At 45.9% G+C, this 17,355-nt stretch carries 19 protein-coding genes; 8 read left to right on the top strand and 11 right to left on the bottom strand.

The features are described 5' to 3' along the window. Positions 1–14: 14 nt before the first annotated feature. From DB398_RS04670 to DB398_RS04635, 8 genes are all read right to left on the bottom strand, one after another. Positions 15–1,370 (bottom strand): alginate export family protein, encoded by a 1,356-nt coding sequence (locus DB398_RS04670; RefSeq protein WP_108423254.1) that lies wholly within the window; start codon positions 1,368–1,370, stop codon positions 15–17. Between the two features lie 162 nt (positions 1,371–1,532). Beyond that, entirely contained in the window at positions 1,533–2,546 is a 1,014-nt protein-coding gene (locus tag DB398_RS04665; protein WP_108423253.1) for an LLM class flavin-dependent oxidoreductase, read from the bottom strand. 7 nt (positions 2,547–2,553) lie between these two features. After that, positions 2,554–2,883: a MoaF-related domain-containing protein gene (locus tag DB398_RS04660; RefSeq protein ID WP_108423252.1), complete on the bottom strand. Its 330-nt coding sequence runs from the start codon at positions 2,881–2,883 to the stop codon at positions 2,554–2,556. After that, the gene (locus DB398_RS04655; RefSeq protein WP_108423572.1) at positions 2,873–3,262 is read right to left on the bottom strand and encodes a nuclear transport factor 2 family protein; all 390 of its coding nucleotides are present in this window, start codon (positions 3,260–3,262) and stop codon (positions 2,873–2,875) included. Before DB398_RS04655 ends, DB398_RS04660 begins: the two co-directional genes overlap by 11 nt. 56 nt (positions 3,263–3,318) lie before the next feature. Beyond that, on the bottom strand, positions 3,319–5,130 hold the full coding sequence (locus DB398_RS04650; RefSeq protein WP_108423571.1) for an amidohydrolase: 1,812 nt from the start codon (positions 5,128–5,130) through the stop codon (positions 3,319–3,321). Positions 5,131–5,147: 17 nt separating this feature from the next. Then, complete coding sequence (locus DB398_RS04645) at positions 5,148–6,020, bottom strand: pirin family protein (protein WP_108423251.1); 873 nt, start codon at positions 6,018–6,020, stop codon at positions 5,148–5,150. Between the two features lie 11 nt (positions 6,021–6,031). After that, on the bottom strand, positions 6,032–6,391 hold the full coding sequence (locus DB398_RS04640; RefSeq protein WP_159076312.1) for a nuclear transport factor 2 family protein: 360 nt from the start codon (positions 6,389–6,391) through the stop codon (positions 6,032–6,034). A gap of 74 nt (positions 6,392–6,465) precedes the next feature. Then, positions 6,466–7,233: a hydrolase gene (locus tag DB398_RS04635; RefSeq protein ID WP_234416064.1), complete on the bottom strand. Its 768-nt coding sequence runs from the start codon at positions 7,231–7,233 to the stop codon at positions 6,466–6,468. A 125-nt stretch (positions 7,234–7,358) separates the two neighbouring features. On the opposite strand from DB398_RS04635, the gene DB398_RS04630 reads away from it, so the two are divergent. Further along, a complete protein-coding gene (locus DB398_RS04630; protein WP_108423249.1) occupies positions 7,359–9,473 on the top strand; it encodes a sigma 54-interacting transcriptional regulator in 2,115 nt (704 codons plus the stop codon). Between the two features lie 181 nt (positions 9,474–9,654). Here DB398_RS04630 and DB398_RS04625 read toward each other — a convergent pair whose 3' ends face one another. From DB398_RS04625 to DB398_RS04615, 3 genes are all read right to left on the bottom strand, one after another. Then, on the bottom strand, positions 9,655–10,044 hold the full coding sequence (locus DB398_RS04625; protein ID WP_108423569.1) for a RidA family protein: 390 nt from the start codon (positions 10,042–10,044) through the stop codon (positions 9,655–9,657). Between the two features lie 180 nt (positions 10,045–10,224). After that, entirely contained in the window at positions 10,225–10,752 is a 528-nt protein-coding gene (locus DB398_RS04620) for a Crp/Fnr family transcriptional regulator (protein ID WP_234416063.1), read from the bottom strand. Between the two features lie 244 nt (positions 10,753–10,996). Beyond that, positions 10,997–11,650, bottom strand: a complete 654-nt coding sequence (locus tag DB398_RS04615) for an N-acetylmuramoyl-L-alanine amidase family protein (RefSeq protein WP_159076311.1) — start codon at positions 11,648–11,650, stop codon at positions 10,997–10,999. A 236-nt stretch (positions 11,651–11,886) separates the two neighbouring features. Between DB398_RS04615 and DB398_RS04610 the strand changes: the two genes are divergently transcribed. From DB398_RS04610 to DB398_RS04580, 7 genes are read left to right on the top strand one after another with little or no spacing between them, the layout of a single operon-like run. Continuing rightward, complete coding sequence (locus DB398_RS04610) at positions 11,887–12,129, top strand: hypothetical protein (protein ID WP_108423246.1); 243 nt, start codon at positions 11,887–11,889, stop codon at positions 12,127–12,129. Positions 12,130–12,148: 19 nt separating this feature from the next. Next, positions 12,149–12,436 carry a hypothetical protein gene (locus tag DB398_RS04605; RefSeq protein ID WP_108423245.1) on the top strand — a complete coding sequence of 96 codons (288 nt, stop codon included), beginning with the start codon at positions 12,149–12,151 and terminating at the stop codon, positions 12,434–12,436. Further along, positions 12,414–14,831, top strand: a complete 2,418-nt coding sequence (locus DB398_RS04600) for a TraG family conjugative transposon ATPase (protein WP_108423244.1) — start codon at positions 12,414–12,416, stop codon at positions 14,829–14,831. The genes DB398_RS04605 and DB398_RS04600 overlap by 23 nt, the downstream gene beginning before the upstream one ends. Further along, a complete protein-coding gene (locus DB398_RS04595) occupies positions 14,828–15,433 on the top strand; it encodes a coiled-coil domain-containing protein (RefSeq protein WP_234416060.1) in 606 nt (201 codons plus the stop codon). Before DB398_RS04600 ends, DB398_RS04595 begins: the two co-directional genes overlap by 4 nt. 11 nt (positions 15,434–15,444) lie before the next feature. Further along, positions 15,445–16,269, top strand: coding sequence for a hypothetical protein (locus DB398_RS04590; RefSeq protein WP_108423243.1), 825 nt, complete (start codon positions 15,445–15,447; stop codon positions 16,267–16,269). A gap of 28 nt (positions 16,270–16,297) precedes the next feature. Continuing rightward, on the top strand, positions 16,298–16,912 hold the full coding sequence (locus tag DB398_RS04585) for a conjugal transfer protein TraK (RefSeq protein ID WP_108423242.1): 615 nt from the start codon (positions 16,298–16,300) through the stop codon (positions 16,910–16,912). A gap of 12 nt (positions 16,913–16,924) precedes the next feature. Beyond that, entirely contained in the window at positions 16,925–17,296 is a 372-nt protein-coding gene (locus tag DB398_RS04580; RefSeq protein ID WP_108423241.1) for a hypothetical protein, read from the top strand. The last annotated feature ends 59 nt before the right edge of the window (positions 17,297–17,355 follow it).

The following is a 17,355-nucleotide window of genomic DNA, read 5'->3' as shown; positions in this document are numbered from 1 at the left end:
ATCAATGGACAACCCTAGAACTTGAACTGTGCACTGACAAATCCGAACAGGATGTCCTTTCCTTCGGTCACTTCCTTGAGATATTGGCCTGCATCAAACCAGCTAAAACCGGTTCCAAGGGAAATATGTCCATGGGCCTGATACATCAATGTGCCCGAGAGCTGACTCCCTATATACTTGGAAGTCGCACCATTATCCAATTCAAAAAACGGTGTCATATTGGGTCGATAAAGACCATCTGTCCTACTATTCCTCCACAGCAATGCATAATCACAGAAAAAGGACATGGTATCGCTCAGGTGAAATGTAGCGTTGGGATGGACATCGACAAGGTTGCTCGGTGCGATTGGAGCAGCCAAGCCAAAGTAGGCCCCTGGAGGAAACATCGCATTCAATGTTTGCTGGACTTGATCGCTTGGATCTTTATCGCCACTGATAAAATCTGCTTTGAGACCAAGTTCCGGCGCGTATTTTAAACCTGCAAACCGATAGGAAACAGCCAAGCCCGTGCTCCATGCCTCAATGTCCCGATCACCAATGGAACCGAATTGATATGCCCCTTCCACATCAAATTGCCAAAACCCGACCTTTTTGAGGACTCGGGCACCGACAGTATGCCGATGCTCCATCCCCGGACCATCATAGAAAATGGCCGTGGCATTATTGAACCCAAAATAATAGAAACTCAGCTCGCCCTTTGTCAAAGGTGCACTGGAAAACAACCCCCATACCCTTAAGTCGGGTGATGAGGAATCGTCAAATATCCCCACCTTATCCACGACGGCATGCAAATAGAAGATATCGGTCTCGATCCTATCGGTTGCAAACATCATTTTGACACCATCAAATGCACGGCGACTGTTTGGGGCGTCCCTAAACGAGATCAATCGTTGGGAACCATAGGCCACTTCCTGTCTACCAAGTCTAAGGGAAATGGGGATTTTGGGAAATGGTGTTACATCCACAAAAAACTGATGGATCTCAAGGGGATTCTCCTCAATGGGAATGGGCATATCCTTTCCATTGGCCATAGCGCTTTGCAATTCAGCAAAAAACCGCACGTTCTCCGAGAGATGTAAATCCGCATGAAGCAACCATCTTGTCAATGTGAAACCATCATCGTCCTCCAGTTCGGAACTCCATCCTTCATTGGTTTTGATCAGGTATTGCCCCCTAAAGTCACCTCCAAAACCAACGTATGCCTTTTTTCCCAGTTTCTTATACTTTAGACTCTTGTACCAATTGTGTATTGTATCCTTCTCAAGGAACGCATAATCCTCATCATAACGAGCCTGTTTAAAATCGGGAAATTGCTGTCCACATAAAAGAATGGGACAGGAAATTAAAATCAAAACTAAGGTAGTCCTCATGGGAAGCTAGTATTTTTTGGGTTAAAATGGGATAAAACTTATGATGGAATGGTATTGAAGACCATATCCATTCCGGTTCATCCCCATGCTTGGAATGATGCAAGCCAATCTAAAAGAACAACATGCAACGTTCCAACTGTTGGCTGCACGGGCAGGAATAAGTTATGGGTTCACAAGAGGAATCACACGCTTTCCAATCCATTGAATGGATTGCATTAACTGTTGGTGCGAGAGCCCAGCATTGTCCATTTGAAAGGTGAATCGATCCACACCCCCGAGTGCTTTGCTGTGCCGGACCAATTTTTCCGCAACCTGCTCCGGACCACCCACAACCAACACCCCACTTGGTGCGACCATGGCATCGAAATGTGCCCGCGTTACCGGTGGCCACCCTCTTTCTTTGCCCAGTTTCGTCCATTGTTCCGCATAACCGGGATAGTACTCCGCAATGGCCCGTTCATTTGTTTCACTGACATAGCCCGGTGAATGCAACCCGACCTTTAGCTCTTCGGGCGAAAAACCTGCTTTGGCACCAGCGTCCCGGTAAAGATCCACCAAGGGACGGAAGCGTTCCGTTTGACCACCAATTACGGCTACCATAAGGGGCAGTCCCAAGGATCCTGCACGAACAAAGGATTCCGGTGTCCCACCAACCCCCAACCAAACCGGCAGTTTTTCCTGAAGCGCCCTTGGATAAACCGGTTGATGATGGATTGCCGGGCGAAACTTTCCTGCCCACGTAATGAACTCCGAATCCCGTACTTGAAGAAGTAGCTCCAGTTTCTCCGCGAAAAGGGCATCATAGTCCTTGAGGTCAAATCCAAAAAGCGGATAGGATTCTATGGCCGATCCACGTCCTACCACAATTTCCGTCCTTCCTTTTGAGATAAGGTCCAGGGTCGCAAAACTTTGATAGACACGGACCGGATCGGAAGTACTCAATACCTTGACCGCACTTCCCAAACGAATCTGTTTGGTCCTGGCAGCTGCGGCGGCCAAGATCACATCGGGCGCAGAATCCAAAAATTCCTTTTTGTGATGTTCCCCGATGCCAAAAAAGTGAAGCCCGGCCTCGTCGGCGATTTCAATACGTTCCAGCAATTGTTCCATGGCCTCGGCACCGGTAAGGTTACTACCGTACATGGCCGAGGCAAAACTATCTATTCCTATTTCCATATGTTCTTTATTGGTTATGATCTGATATTGGACGTATGGTACCCGTCATCGTATAAAAACTGCCGTCGGGCAAGGTCGCATTGCTATATACGATCTCGTTCTCATGATCCTCGACATGGGTTACCGTAGCTCCGGAAACCTCTTTCCATGCCACCATGTACACTTGCGGGCGAATTTCTGCTATGGTGGTCTCCACCCTTTCCGAATATCCTTTTGTCTGCAGGGCACCACCTTCCAAAACCTTAAAGGTCATAGTGTTGTCCGACTCGAAGTCAAGTTCCGTCTTGAGGACACCAACATCCATCTGGAATCTTTTGCCTGTCAGCTTATTTCCCATTCCCTGACATATTAAAGGAAGTCATTGCATTTCCGTTGGCAGACTCCGCGGCAGGTATTTCTTCCTGTACCACATCCCAGTGTTCGGCAATCTTTCCGTCTTCGATCCGAAAAATGTCCACTACGACAACCGGCACCGGCCCCCAGCCATGTACCTGACTGTGTGTAATGACTATGTTGTTTTCCTCCACAATGATTCCTGGCTCCCACCTGAATTCTGGATCCAGCATGGGCAAAAGCTCCCTTAGTCCTTTATGACCACTGGTCATGGAAGGATTGTGCTGAACATAGGCTTCGTGCCAATAACGTTCAATAGCCGAACTGTCCTTCTCATGGAACAATTCATTCATTGCCTTTAGAACGAGGTCTTTATTTGTCATTTCTTCTTTTCTGTTTATTAAGGACTGCCCGAGCATTTAGAACGCCTGTATTGCCCCTATTGGTTCTTCATATTATAATAGCCCCCATAATAATTGACAGGTGACCACTTTGGAAGTGTTTCGGGTAATTTTGGAGACAGTTCCTTATAGGCTTCCGCACCAAAGACCACCCTTCCATCGACCACGGTCAACACGGAGGAAATGGTTTTTATTTCTTCATCCGGAACGGTGAAGTAATCCTTATTGAGCAATACAAAATCAGCAAGATGACCTGGAATTATTTTCCCCATTTCGCCCTCTTGGTCCTCAAACCAAGTAGGCCCGACCGTAAGCAATTTCAAGGCCTCTGTCCTTGTCAGTCGATTATCTTTTGCCAATATTTCAGTTCCGGAAACTGTTTTTCCCGTAGTCATCCAACTAATACCGATCCATGGATTATAGGATGAGACCCTGAATGCATCAGTCGACATGGTCAGCGGGACACCGCTATCGTACAATTGTCTTAACCTTGGGGTCCGTGATGCCTTCTCAAGGCCGTGGGTCTTTATAAAACTATCGCCATGCATGGCCATTTTCATGTCCAATGCAATGCCACCACCCAGTTTTTTTACCCTGGCAACATTATCGAGGTCAATCGTTTCGGCATGTTCAATGCTCCAACGTAAACCGTCAAATGGTGTCTTTTGGTCGATGGCTTCCAAGGCGTCCAGAAAAGGAGTGATATTCTCGTTGTAACTGATGTGCATTCGAAACGGAATCCCTTTCTCCACCAGTTTTGAAATATCCTCTTTGATATAACGGCGCATGACTTCCCCATCAATGATCACTTCAGGTCTGTCAAAGTTTTCATGGTCATGTAATGCCTCCCTGAGCAATTCCCCCGCTCCCTCATATTCATGACCATGCGCCATGGTCGGATGCAAGTTTTCCCCAGCGCTAATGGGTGATTTCCTTGTTACTGCCTTAATTTCCGCATCCACCAAACTGGCACTTGTGGGATCCCCAAATTGAAGGTCGATGAACGGCATCCTCACGTTCAGACGATTTTCCTTGGCCAGTTGTTGTATTTGGGTATGACCCTGGGGAAAACCGATCAAGGAGGCCCCGTCAACCGCCGAAGTAACACCAAAACTGTTCATTTGATGGATAGCATTGGTAATGGAACTGAGTTGCTCCTCATTCGAAGGCTGTGGCACCATGGATTCCAATGAGATAAAGGTAAATGTATATCCTTCCACAACGCCTGTATAATTCCCCTTTTTGTCTTTTTCGAAAACGGTGCCTGGCAAGGCCGGAAACCGATCGGTGCCCACACCAAAAGCTTTCATCGCCTTTTCATTTAAAAATGCACGATTGTACGCATACTGCACTATCGCGGGCCTGTTCGGGACCGCTTTTTTGATTTCTTCAATGGTTGGCAATCGATTTTCCTCAAACTGGTAGGGAGACCAACCACCGATCACTTTCACCCATTGGCCCTCGGGGGTCCGTTTGGCTTGCTCTTCCAACATTTCCAATGCTCGCTTTAATGTTGGCACACCTTCCCATCTTACATTATAGTTGAAGCTCCGTTCGTTCAATATATGGGTATGGGCATCATTGATACCTGGTATCAAACGTTTGCCACCGGCATCGATGATATTGGTGCTTTTGCCTTTTAGCCCCATGATCTCGTCATCGGTCCCTACGGCATATATTTTACCCCTTTTTACGGCCAGTGCAGAAGCTTCGGGCTTGGTTAGGCTTCCAGTGGCGATTTTCGCATTGAACACGATCATATCGGCACCGATTGATTGTGCATTGGACTGTGCACTGCTACTATGTAAACTACAGACAATTGCTGTCACAAGGACGATTAGTTTTTTCATGATTTGTTGATTTTTCATTAAGCTAGTTTTTGATAATTTATTTTACCGTACTTACCGGAATAAAAATCCCGGTACGCTTCGGCAATCTCGGATCGACTGTTCATCACAAAAGGACCCTCTGCCACAATGGGTTCCGTGTAGGGTTCTCCCCCAAATAAAATGACATCTATCGCTCCCTGAAGTTTGTTCCCAATCGTAATTTCACCAGCGTCCCGGTCAAATTCCACAAATTCCCCAGCTTTGAAGCCGGCACCGTTGAGCATGGCGTTCTTGGTGGGCAAAAAAGCGGCCACCTCTATATTTTCCTTCATGGAAATCGTAAAATCCTTGTCGGGCTCCAAATTGATGTGATACAAGAATTGAATGGAATAATTGGGTATGGCGGAGCGGAGATTCTCATAGTCACCCACGATCACCTTGATCCAACCACCATTATTGGGCAATCCCTTTGAGGGAACCTCATTTCCAGGGATGGCCAAATACGCTGGACTTTCAGCCTTGTTCTTCGATGGAAGATTGATCCAAAATTGAAAAGCATGGGTACGATTGGTCTCGGTATGCGAATCCACATTCAAGGTCTCGTCATGGACAATGCCATGACCTGCCTTCATCCATTGTACCCCCCCGGAATGTACTTTGGCATAATTTCCCGCACTGTCGAAATGTTCGTCTTCCCCTTCTATGATGTAACTAAGGGTCGCTATCCCGCGATGGGGATGCGCCCCTGTTCCACTATCCATGACAGCAGGTTGATGTTTGGGCACGATGTGGTCCAAAAATACAAATGGACCGACGGCATCCGCGTACCGGTTCGGCAATATCCGATTGATGGTCAAGTCACCGATATCGGCCCTATGGCCTTGGGTGGAAAAACTGGTTCTTTTTTTCATTTCTCTTTTTTTTAATCCAAAAACACATAAAGTGCCTGTATTTTCCCGTTTTGAAACACAGCGATGTCCATTCCTGTTTCCACGGGGGCCTTTCCTTCAGGACCGACTCCCCAGACCAATCTTCCGATATCATTGTTGATCACCACGGGTTTTAGCAGCCGAAAGACAAAACCATCCGGCATCTGCTTTAAAACTTCGGTAACACTATCATTGATGCCTTGGTGTCCATAGGTCTGATGCCCTACATGAAAGAGTGCACTATTGGAGGCATAGAGATCATCGATGGCCTTCAATCGAGTGACACTGTCCCGTTCACTCCAAACCCTTTTTAAATTTTCCTCCATGATGGAGGCGAGTATGGTATTTTCCATAAGAATGGTCATTTTGGCAATGAACAACCGGTCCTTAAATTGAATGGGACCGGTTGGTATTTAAAAGTTGTTTGTTATTCCGTTGGTACCGGAGTCGCCAAAAGTTGCAGTTCCCATGCCAAGGCAACCCCACTTGCACCTCCATGATCAAAGAGTACGTCGGAGAGTTTTGTGGCCGTTTCGGTACGGGCCCAGTCACGTTGCCATTCTGAAACAACAGCTATCCAATTGATGGGCACGATACCAACTTGGGTCATACGGCGTACCGCCATGTCGTGTGCTTCCGCCGATGTGGAACCACTGGCATCCGTAACCACAAAAACATCATAATCCTCCCCTACTGCTTGTATAGCGGGCATGGCCACACAAATCTCCGTCCACAGGCCTGCTATAATCAACTGTTTTCGGCCACTTTCTTTCACGATATCCGTAACCTTGGGATCTTCCCAAGTATTGATAAAAGTTCGATTAATTGGCTTTTGATTTGGAAAAACATCCTGTAGGCCCTTAATGATATATCCGCCGCGCTCCTCAATGACCGTGGTAAGTATCGTTGGCACTTTGAACACTTTTGCCGCTTTGGCAAGACCGACCACATTATTGATGACCATAGTAGGTTCATGGCTGTTCAAGTTTGTGAATTGAAAGGGTTGGTGATCGATCAGCACTACGATGCTATCCTCAGGACGCAATAGCCCATCTAGACCATTTTTTGGTGTAATACCCATAATTTTGAAGGTTTTAAGTTTAAATCTGTTCTTGCCCCGACCCCCTTGGCCCGATTCCATCGAATGGATTTGGGTGACCGTTGCCCCATTGCTAAGGCCATTTCTGTGCCACATGTTTATGGTTTTGAATATCAGCATTTTACGATTATACCAAATAAAATAGTCATTCTATCATTTAGTATTATTCTATTATTTTAGAATTTAAGGTTACATTTACCAAGATCAAAAATGCTTGAACGATGAACAATGTTACGGATGAATTAAAATTGAAAGGTTGGTTGATGGATCGGCTTCCCTACGAAATGGTCTGGGTCAGGGAAGACGGCCAGATTATATATGCAAATGCCAAGTTTTGCGAGGGAGTGGGCTATAGTCAAAAGGAATGCATGAACCTCAAGGTTTCGGATATCAATGTTACGGTCACCCCTGAAAGTTGGAAAAACCACTGGGAAGAAGTCATGACAAAGGGTGCCGTCCAATTCAGGGCCGTACATAAAACCAAGAAGGGTAAATTCTATGAAGTGGAGGTCCATGTGCAGAAATTCTCATATAATGGAAAAAATTACATTTGTGGAACGACCAATGAATTTTCGGAGTCCAGTTTTTACAAAAACCTGATCGACAACACCCACAGTATAGCCAATGTCGGGGGATGGGAACTGAATTTACATGACGGCTCCATTTTGGCCACATCCTGTGCCATGGATATTTTAAATGTCAAAGAACCAGAGGATCTGACCCCTGCCAAGGTCATCCATAAATTCAAGGATACCGATAGGGTAAAGCATTTACTGGGCCAGGTCATCAGGGAAGGTACGCCCTATGATGAGCTATTGGAAACCAAGGATTCCCCCACGCGCTACATCCGGGCAATTGCCAAACCTATCCTGAAAGGGGATAAAATTTATAAAATTTTAGGGGTCTACCAAGACCTGACCGAGATCAAGCAAAAGGAAAATGACATGAACCTTTACAAAACGGTCATCGACAATGTGGAGGACTTGATCTATGTCTACAATGACCAAGGTGATCTATTATTGTACAGTCAATCCGTAATCAATAAATTGGGGTACAAAAAGGAGGATCTGGACCATATGGGGATGTTCGATTTGGATACCGCAGTCACCGAAGATTTCTACAATGCACATTTCGACATGATAAGGACCAAAGGGTCGCATCGGTTTGAATGGTTGATATCAAGAAAGGACGGCACCATGTTCCCTGTGGACATTACCTCAAGTCAATTAAAGTATTACGGGGAGGACTATTGTTGTTCCGTGGTCCGGGACATCACAGCAAAAAAAATGCGCGACCTTGAGCTTTATGAGGCAATGGAAGAAATCAAGTCCCTAAAGGAGCGACTTGAACATGAGAATGAATACCTGCAGGAAGAGATAAGCAACAAGATCAATTTCAACAACATCATATGTCAAAGTGAGTCCTATAAGAGCGTGCTTATCCAGGTCGACCAAGTGGCCCCTACGGAAACAACCGTATTGATAACGGGTGAATCCGGCACTGGCAAGGAATTGTTGGCCAGTGCGGTCCATGCCAACAGTTCAAGAAAAAACCGTCCCTTGATCAAGATCAATTGTGCCACACTTCCAAAAGACCTCATAGAGAGTGAATTGTTCGGACATAAGAAAGGTGCCTTCACCGGGGCACATACGGATAAGGCAGGGAAATTCACACTTGCTGATGGCGGTACGATTTTCCTTGATGAAATTGGGGAATTGCCCTTAGAGCTTCAGCCCAAGTTGCTACGGGTATTGCAAGAGGGGGAATATGATGAATTGGGCGGCACCAAGACCATAAAAGTTGATGTACGCATCATTGCCGCGACCAATAGGGATTTGAAGGAAATGATACGTGAAGGGAAGTTTAGGGAAGATCTTTACTACCGTTTAAATGTTTTTCCGATCCATAATATTCCATTACGGGCCCGAAAAGAGGATATTCCCATTTTGGCCCAATATTTTTTGGAAAAACTGGCCGCCAAAGCCGGGAAAAATTTTAAGCGCCTATCCAACGACAGCATTGATGCATTAATGAACTATAATTTCCCTGGAAACATCAGGGAGCTTGAAAATATGATCGAGCGGGCGGTGATCGTGGAGACCGGTCCAACATTAAAACCGGGGGGCTGGATACCTGAAAATGATATGTTGGCCGCATCCAGTGAATTCAGATCCTTTGAGGCCATCCAGCGGGAATATATCATCGACGTTCTCGATCACACCAATTGGAGGGTCAGCGGTCCGAACGGAGCCGCAAAGATCTTAAAGCTAAAGGACAAGACCCTATTTGCCAAAATGAAACGTTTGGGCATCGAAAAGAAGGTCGGTCTGAAGTAAGGGATTATAGGAGCAGGGTTATGATGAACATAATGGTCAACTTGGCGGCTTCCTTACATAGGACATTTCGACCATATCGAATCAAATTTGAACACCCTTGGGACCTTACTCCTCAACAAATCCCATTAACAAAATAAGGGAAAGCCCAAACGGCTTCCCCTTATACCTGTTCAATTGGAAACTATTTTACCACGGTCGCTTCGAGCTCAACGGTCAAGGTCTCAAAAAGGCTCACTACTTCCAGTAGGGTCAGGGCCTGTTGCATCCCCTTTTTTTCCACCCATTCCTGAAGGATATTGAAGTGGGGCCATAGCGCTTCGGTCGAAGTGGTATAGATGTTCAGACGGACGATGTTCTTGCAGTCATATCCTGCTTCGGTGACCACCCTTTCCAAATTCTTGATGGCCAGTTCCAATTGGGTCTTCATATCGGCATCGCTCGATATTCCCTCATCGTCGATGGCCGTTTGGCCAGACACATATAAGGTCCCACTGGCATGCTTTACCTCTACTGCCTGATGGTAACTCCTTTCTTTTTGCCAGGTCCACGGATTGATTGTACGTTTTTCCATTTTTTCCATGTTTTTGTTTTGCGAGTACATCGCAGTTATCAAATTGATTAAAAGGGCCGTTGCGATGATTTTTTCATTGCATCTTTTATTTGCCAATTACTGACACAAAATTACGGGCAGCGGAAAGGCCCTACCTGTGACCTATATCACAATTGATAATGTGGACAAGACAGCAAACATTTAGGAATAGAACCGACTCAACGTTTCCCGAGACACTCCGAGATAGGCTGCCAATTGGCTTTTGGAAACTCGTTGCATAAGGGATGGGTATCGCTTGAGCAACATGGAATAACGCTCCTCGGCACTGGAACCCAATAGCGACAGTATTCGTTGCTGCGATGCAATATGGCCTGAAGTGGCCTTTTGTAGAAAAAAGTGTTCCATACGTGGAAACGCGGCACATAATCTATGGTAATCTTCCAACCCTATACAAAGTACTTGGGTATCCTCGAGACATTTTAGGGACATGGTCGCCCTACCCTCATGGTAAAATGCATAATAATCGGTTTCCCACCAATCCTCCATGGCAAAGGACAGGATATGTTCCTTACCTGAGGCATCGTTATAAATAAGTTTTAAGAGCCCTGAAACAACAAAGAAAGTAAAGGGCACCCTATCTCCTTGCTGAATCAAATAGGCTCCCTTTTTGTAACTTTTTGAAATAAAAAACCCATTGATCGTGCTGAATTCCAAATCAGTCAATGGCATAATCTCCTCAATATGTCTTCTCAGTTCGTCCATTTAAAATCACAAAGCGGTTTTATTGGCCATCATATTACAAATCCGAAATCGTAGCTCCTAAAATACCATTCTTCCAAAGAACACTAAAATATTATACTCTCATAGGCCCCATGTAAAACTCCAAAGTCTTTGTTGATGTAATCACCTTTTGAACCAAGATCTGAAGTGGAGTTGGACTTCTCGAAGTATCCATTTGATCAATACAATTGTTTCATTTACAATTTCTCTCATTCAAATATGCTATAAGGGTATCTAAAATGACCAATGCAATGGAAGTGGTGGCAGCTTCTTTTACTATATGCTCCGCCTCTTTTCGATTGGAAAGAAATCCCAATTCGATCAATACGGACCAACAATGTTCCCGGGTTTCCCGAAGCACTTGAAAATTGGCCCCTTTCAATCCCCTATTCCAATATCCTAAATCTTGTTGCAAGTTGTTGGCGAACAATTCTGCAATCCTCTTGGCCCTTCCAGTGTGTTTGCTCTTACCCTTGGGCACAAATACTTCGATACCCTTGGCCTCCTGCCTGTTTGCATGGTTACAATGCAAGGAAACCAAGCCATCCGCATCGAGTACCCGAGCCAATCTGGCCCTATCGTACAAGGAAACCAATGTATCTGTATTTCTGGTAAGGTATATCTCCAGTGCATGGTCATATAGTTCCCTGTTGAGGCGAACAATTTCATGGGCAACCAATAATCCAATGTTCTTTTCCAATGCCCCATTGGCCCCGGTTGCGCCTGTATCCCTACCTCCATGACCCGGATCAAGGACCACAACGGGAAGGACCCGTCCATCTTGCGCAAAACATGTGGAGCGTACCAACAGGCACAACAACAAAATAAATCTGATTGGAACTGCCATTTTAATGGATTGTGGTTTTTTGATTGAACAATTTTCACCAAATCCCATCAATCGTTCACTATCTGCCAAATTTTAACGCTTCGCACTGTTAAAATTTATAGGGTTCCCAATGAATGGATCTCATCTCTGGAAATTCCATAACTGAAATACTAATCCGCTCGGAATGAGCAGTTAAAGACAAAGTTATGCGACCACTTTCAAAAATCTGGACGACACTATTATTCCTTTTATTTGCCATGCCCATCTATCCTCAGATCGGTGGTATCGAGGATTCCGTAAACGACATTTCGGACACTATCCGGACCATCTTCCCCATTATCCTTGGGGTCATCTTCCTTATTGGCTTCCTGTTCAATGCGGGCCACTTCTTCGGGGAAAATGCGGATCTAAAAAAGGGTATTACCCGGGTATTGGTATTTGTATTGATTGCAGGGGCAGTCGTTGGCATCTTCACCTATTTGATAGGAATTGTGGTATAGGCACTAAAAAGAAATCCCAATGAAGAAATATTATGTCTATCGCACTATCCGAAGTCGGGCGTTGATCTTTGGCTTGACAGTACCCCTTTTTGCTTTACAGATGCTGGCCATCATCGGATCCTTGATCGCGGCCATCTTCTCCTTCAACTGGATACTGTTCCTGGTATCGACCTTGGCCAACGGGGCACTCTATATTATCCTCATCAAATTGGCGCAAGGGGCCCAATCCCTAAAAATTGGAAAGGTATTTCCCAAAATGATCTCCAATAAAAAAATCACCGCATATGACCCGCATAATGAACTTTAATGACACGTATCCCATTGTGGATGTGGACCAAAACAAGGTCTTGGCCAACAATGGAAACCTTGCCTTTGCATACCGTTTGGAACTACCTGAGATCCATTCCCTCTCCGAACAGGATTTTGAGGAACTCCACGGGCTATGGTTCCAGGCCCTCAAATCTCTCCCTGCCGGAACATTGGTCCACAAACAGGATATCTACCAAAAAACGGCCTTTGATACAGGGAGATTGCCCAAAAGTACCTTTCTGGCCAAAGCAACGCATAAACACTTTGAGGGTCGGGAACATTTGTCCCATACATCCCTTCTCTTCTTTGTCTGGCCAAAGAATAAATCAGTGAACAGTTCCAGGTTGGTCAATCCTTTTGCGCATATTCCAAAGAAAATGCCGGAGACCCTCTGGGAAAAGACCGAACAGTTCGGCAATTCGGTGCGGGAAGTCGTGAACTTTTTGAACAATGGCCCCCACCTATCCCTAATTCCATTCAACCAAGCAGCGCTCATCCAATACACGGATGACTACTTCAATGGTTTCAACAAAGGGTTTGACACCGATATCGAATTGAAAAAGGATCGGGTGCAAATCGGCGACCATTTTTTCGGTGCCATGGCCGTGAACAACGAGATTTGTTTCGGGGATGCTGTGCAGACCAGTAGGCCCAATGAAAAGTACACGACCGACGGCTTCCTGTTCCACCAAGGCTATATCGACGGGCTAGGGCTTACCTTTCCGGGAGACCATATCATCAACCAGGTCATTCATCTGGATGATCGGCACAAATGGCGAAAGCTATTGGAGAAACGACTGGAGGAACTGGCCAAAAGCAGCAATTTCGGGTCACAGAACAAGGTGCTCTTCGACAAGGTAACGAGCACTTTGGCCAAGATCAATAATGACGATTCCTCCCGAATCGTACGGGCACAATTGAATGTGGTCCTATGGTCCAAGAGCGAAAAAGAGTTGGGCCACACCCTATCAGACCTAACGGCCCGTTTCAAGGAACTGGACATCCATCCCTACCGTCCCCAAGGACAGGCTCGGATTCATTACCTATTGAACAGCTACCCCTTATTCTCCTCTAACTTTTCGGACAGTGACCTTTACGTAACGGACCTGAAACATGTCTTATGTCTAATGATAAACACGACCAACTACCGTTCCGACAGGGAGGGTATCCTCTTCAATGACCGCTTGGACAACATCCCTGTAATGAAGGATGTATGGGATCAGGAAAAAAAACGTATCAAGGCTCGGAACTTTGCCATTTTTGCCCCGACCGGGGAGGGTAAGTCCTTTTTGGCCAACAACATCCTAAGACAATATTTTGAACAGGGGGTCCGCCTAGTGATCATTGACTTAGGAGGAAGCTATGCCAAGTTCGCCCAGCTCTATCCGAATCAACATATCATCCTGAAATACGAGCAGGGCAAAAATTTGGGCATCAATCCATTTTATATATCGGATATCCACCATATCACACCCGAATGGTTGGAGGATTTAACGGTTTTTCTTTTGGAGTTATACGGTTCCGGCCAAAAAGTGACCAAGACCCAAGAAGTGGCTTTAAAGAAAATCCTGCGCCAATATTACGGAGCGGTCGAAAACGGTCATTCGTTGGAAGATCTATACACCTTTATAAAGAAAAATCAGGATTCGCTGCTACAGGGGCTGGACATCGACCCCAATTACTTCAACCTTACGGATTTCCTTCACATTCTTTCCGAATACGTGGGTGATGGTCTATACAGCTTCCTATTCAAAATCGGGAAAGACCAGTCCCACCGATTGGAGGACAAACGCCTTATCGTCTTTGAACTGGATGAGGTCAGGGAAAATCGAGAAGTCCTCTCCGTGATGCTGAAACTTATCAAATCCGCCATCCAACGGACCATTTGGCGGAACCGTTCGGAACGGGGCATCATTCTCTTCGATGAGTTTGCCAAGCAGCTTAAGTTCGACAATGTACTGGAGAGCGTGGAATTCTATTACCAGGCCATCCGGAAACAGAACGGTGCCATTGGCATCGTACTACAGTCCATCAACCAATTACCTGAAAACCCTACTTCGGCCACCATATTGGAAAACACCCAGGTTATCTACAGTCTACGGAACGAAAAGGGTTACGACACATTGAGACAACGGCTCAATTTAAGTGACCATGACCTTGACCAGCTCCGCTCCATCAAAAACGACCTGAAAGGGAATCGCAAGTACACTGAGATCTTTATCAAGATCGGTTCGGAGAGCAACATCTACCGCTTGGAAGTGCCCCCGGAGGCCTACGCGGCCTATCTCACCGATGGCCCTTCCAACGACCGTATCATGCGGATTTATAAAAGGACCAACAATATGGAGGAAGCCATCAAAGAATTTTTGAACCAAAAAAACAGCACGACATGAAAGCAATGAGAGAACAAAACTGCAGGAAAAAAGCCCCTATACTAGGTTTGGCACTGATCCTAATCTTGTACCTACCCGGTCGTGTTACCGCCCAGGGGATGCCGGTATATGACAACACCAATTTCATAAGCTTGGGGAAACAACTGATCGAATCCGCCAAGCAGACCGCGGAACTGTTGAACATGGTGGAAGAGTTGAATGCCGTCAGGGAAAAAATTGAAAAAGTGAACAATGCGGTAAGGCAGTACCAAGCGGTCCGCGACATTACCCGCAACAATGAACAACTGTTCGAGATGGTTCGTGACGACTTGAGGGAAGTATTGAATTCCACATATATCCATGGTGATGAAGTGGAAATCATATCCAATGACTTTAATGGCATTATGGAACACTCCTTGGACCAATTGGATTTTATGGGCCAGGTGCTCAGTAACGATTTCTTGAACATGAGCGATGCGGAACGGCTGGAGATTCTCGAGGCCCAACGCGAGGAATCCCGTAAAATGTTGGTTGACATCAAACTTAAAAAAAGGCGGTATGACATGGTCATTTCTTTCCGGAAAATGCAGTTTCTGATCAAGGATAGGAAACCAAACGATTAAATACGGGCATTATGGGACTCGAATATGTGGATGCGGTCTTCCAGACCATAAAGGAGAGCACTTTTGCCACCTATACCATTGGGGGGATGAAAGCCTTGGCCGTACTGTTCTTTTTGATCAACATCATCAAAAAGTACTATGAGGGAGGAGCGAACCATACTGGACTCACTTGGGGGCTGACCCCTACGGATCTGATCCGAAATTTTGCGGTGGTGTTGGTGGTTCTTTTCTCCTCGGAGGTATTGGGGGCTTTTGATGTCATCTTGGTGGCCATAGAGAACCAGTACCGCGACACGGCCCCAACCCTTTTACCCTTGGGCATCCAAGAAGTGGAAATCGAGGAAGAACCTGGCCTTTTGGATGCAGCGAGCAAGGCCATGGCCTTGTTGTACGAATGGCTGGCGACCCCTTTCTTGGGTCTTCGCACCTTGGCTTGGGCGGGGGCACTGATGCTTTGGATCTTGGATCTGTTCATCTATCCCCTCTTTTTGGCCGAGCGCTATTTTATTTTGGGAGTGATGCAGGCCTTTTTTCCGCTGGTCATCAGTATGGCGGTCTTTGAAAAGTTCCGGGAGATGGGCTATCGTTTCTTCCGGCTCTATGCAGCGGTGTACATGATCGTTCCGGCCTTTTTCTTGGTCAACGTCTTTGTCAATATGCTATACCAAGAAGTAATGGACAATTTCTGGCCCAACCTGTTCGGAACGGACTATGGGAGCGAACTCTTCGCTCCCTTGATCGAACTGGCAGGAATCGGCTTTATCATATTGTTGAAGTTCAAACTGTACAAACGGGCCACCTCGTTCACCTTCCGCCTATTCAGCGGAGGTGCATAAAGGCCTTCAATCCTAATAATCAACGCTTATGAAAAACAATTTTAGGAATATCACCGACATTCTGCGGTTGAACCGCTTTATCGTTTTGACCGTGGTCAGTCTCTGCTTGCTGTGCAGTGGTTTATCCTTGGGACTGCTTTACCACTATCAAGAAAAACTGCTGAACTCTGCTTTTATAATCCGTAGCGATGGTTCGATACTTCCACTTGAACTTGTGGAACAACGGGAAAACAGGGAAGTGGAGGCCCTTGCCCATATCGATCGCTTCCATAGGCTCTTTTATGGAATTGACGGCATCAATTATCGGGCCCGGTTGGAAAAAGCCCTTTGGCTGGGGGATGCCTCTGTGGATGCCATTTACCGCCAAAAAAAAATGGATGGTGTTTATAACCGTTTGTTGCAGTTCTCTCTACGGCAAGAGATTATCCAAGTTGACATTGAACTTAATCTGGACTACGAACCTTATAGTTTTCGGGCAACGATCCTATTTGAGGTGAACCGGGGAACGGCAACCGATCGTTACCGTTTGGAAACTTCGGGTGAGCTCATCCATATCGACCGAAACTTTCCACACAATCCGCACGGACTTTTGATCACTCAATATTTTGAAAACTCACTACGCAAAATCGAACCACACCCGTAAAAAACTGCTCTCATGAAACTAGAAAGAAACAAAGTTGTGTTCATCGGATTTTTATTGGCCATTATAGTTTTTATGGTTCTTTATGGTATTTCCCTTAATAAGGAGACCGAGGAACCCGAGCTGAAGCAGCCCAAGGTTCCGGAACTGAAGGAAATTCCCGAGGAGTATGACTCCAAACTAGAGGCCGTGGACGCTATCAAGGAAGAACGGCAGACCCTCAAGCCCAGCCTATATGGGGAGGGACATATTGATTCCACGGGGATGTACGACCCCCTATTGGAGGAAAAGGAACGACAGCGCATCGTGGACAGCATTTATAGGGAAGGCCGGATCGATTACCGTGAAGGAACGTATCGAAAACCCAAATGCAAAAAACGGGCATAGTATACCACCTTCGGCGGATTAAACTGAGCCACCCGCGGCGGACCAAAGTGAGCATAGTG

It is taken from the genome of Flagellimonas amoyensis (assembly GCF_003058265.1).
GTDB classification, from domain to species: Bacteria; Bacteroidota; Bacteroidia; order Flavobacteriales; family Flavobacteriaceae; genus Flagellimonas; species Flagellimonas amoyensis.
This window is presented reverse-complemented; position numbering and strand designations above follow the sequence as displayed.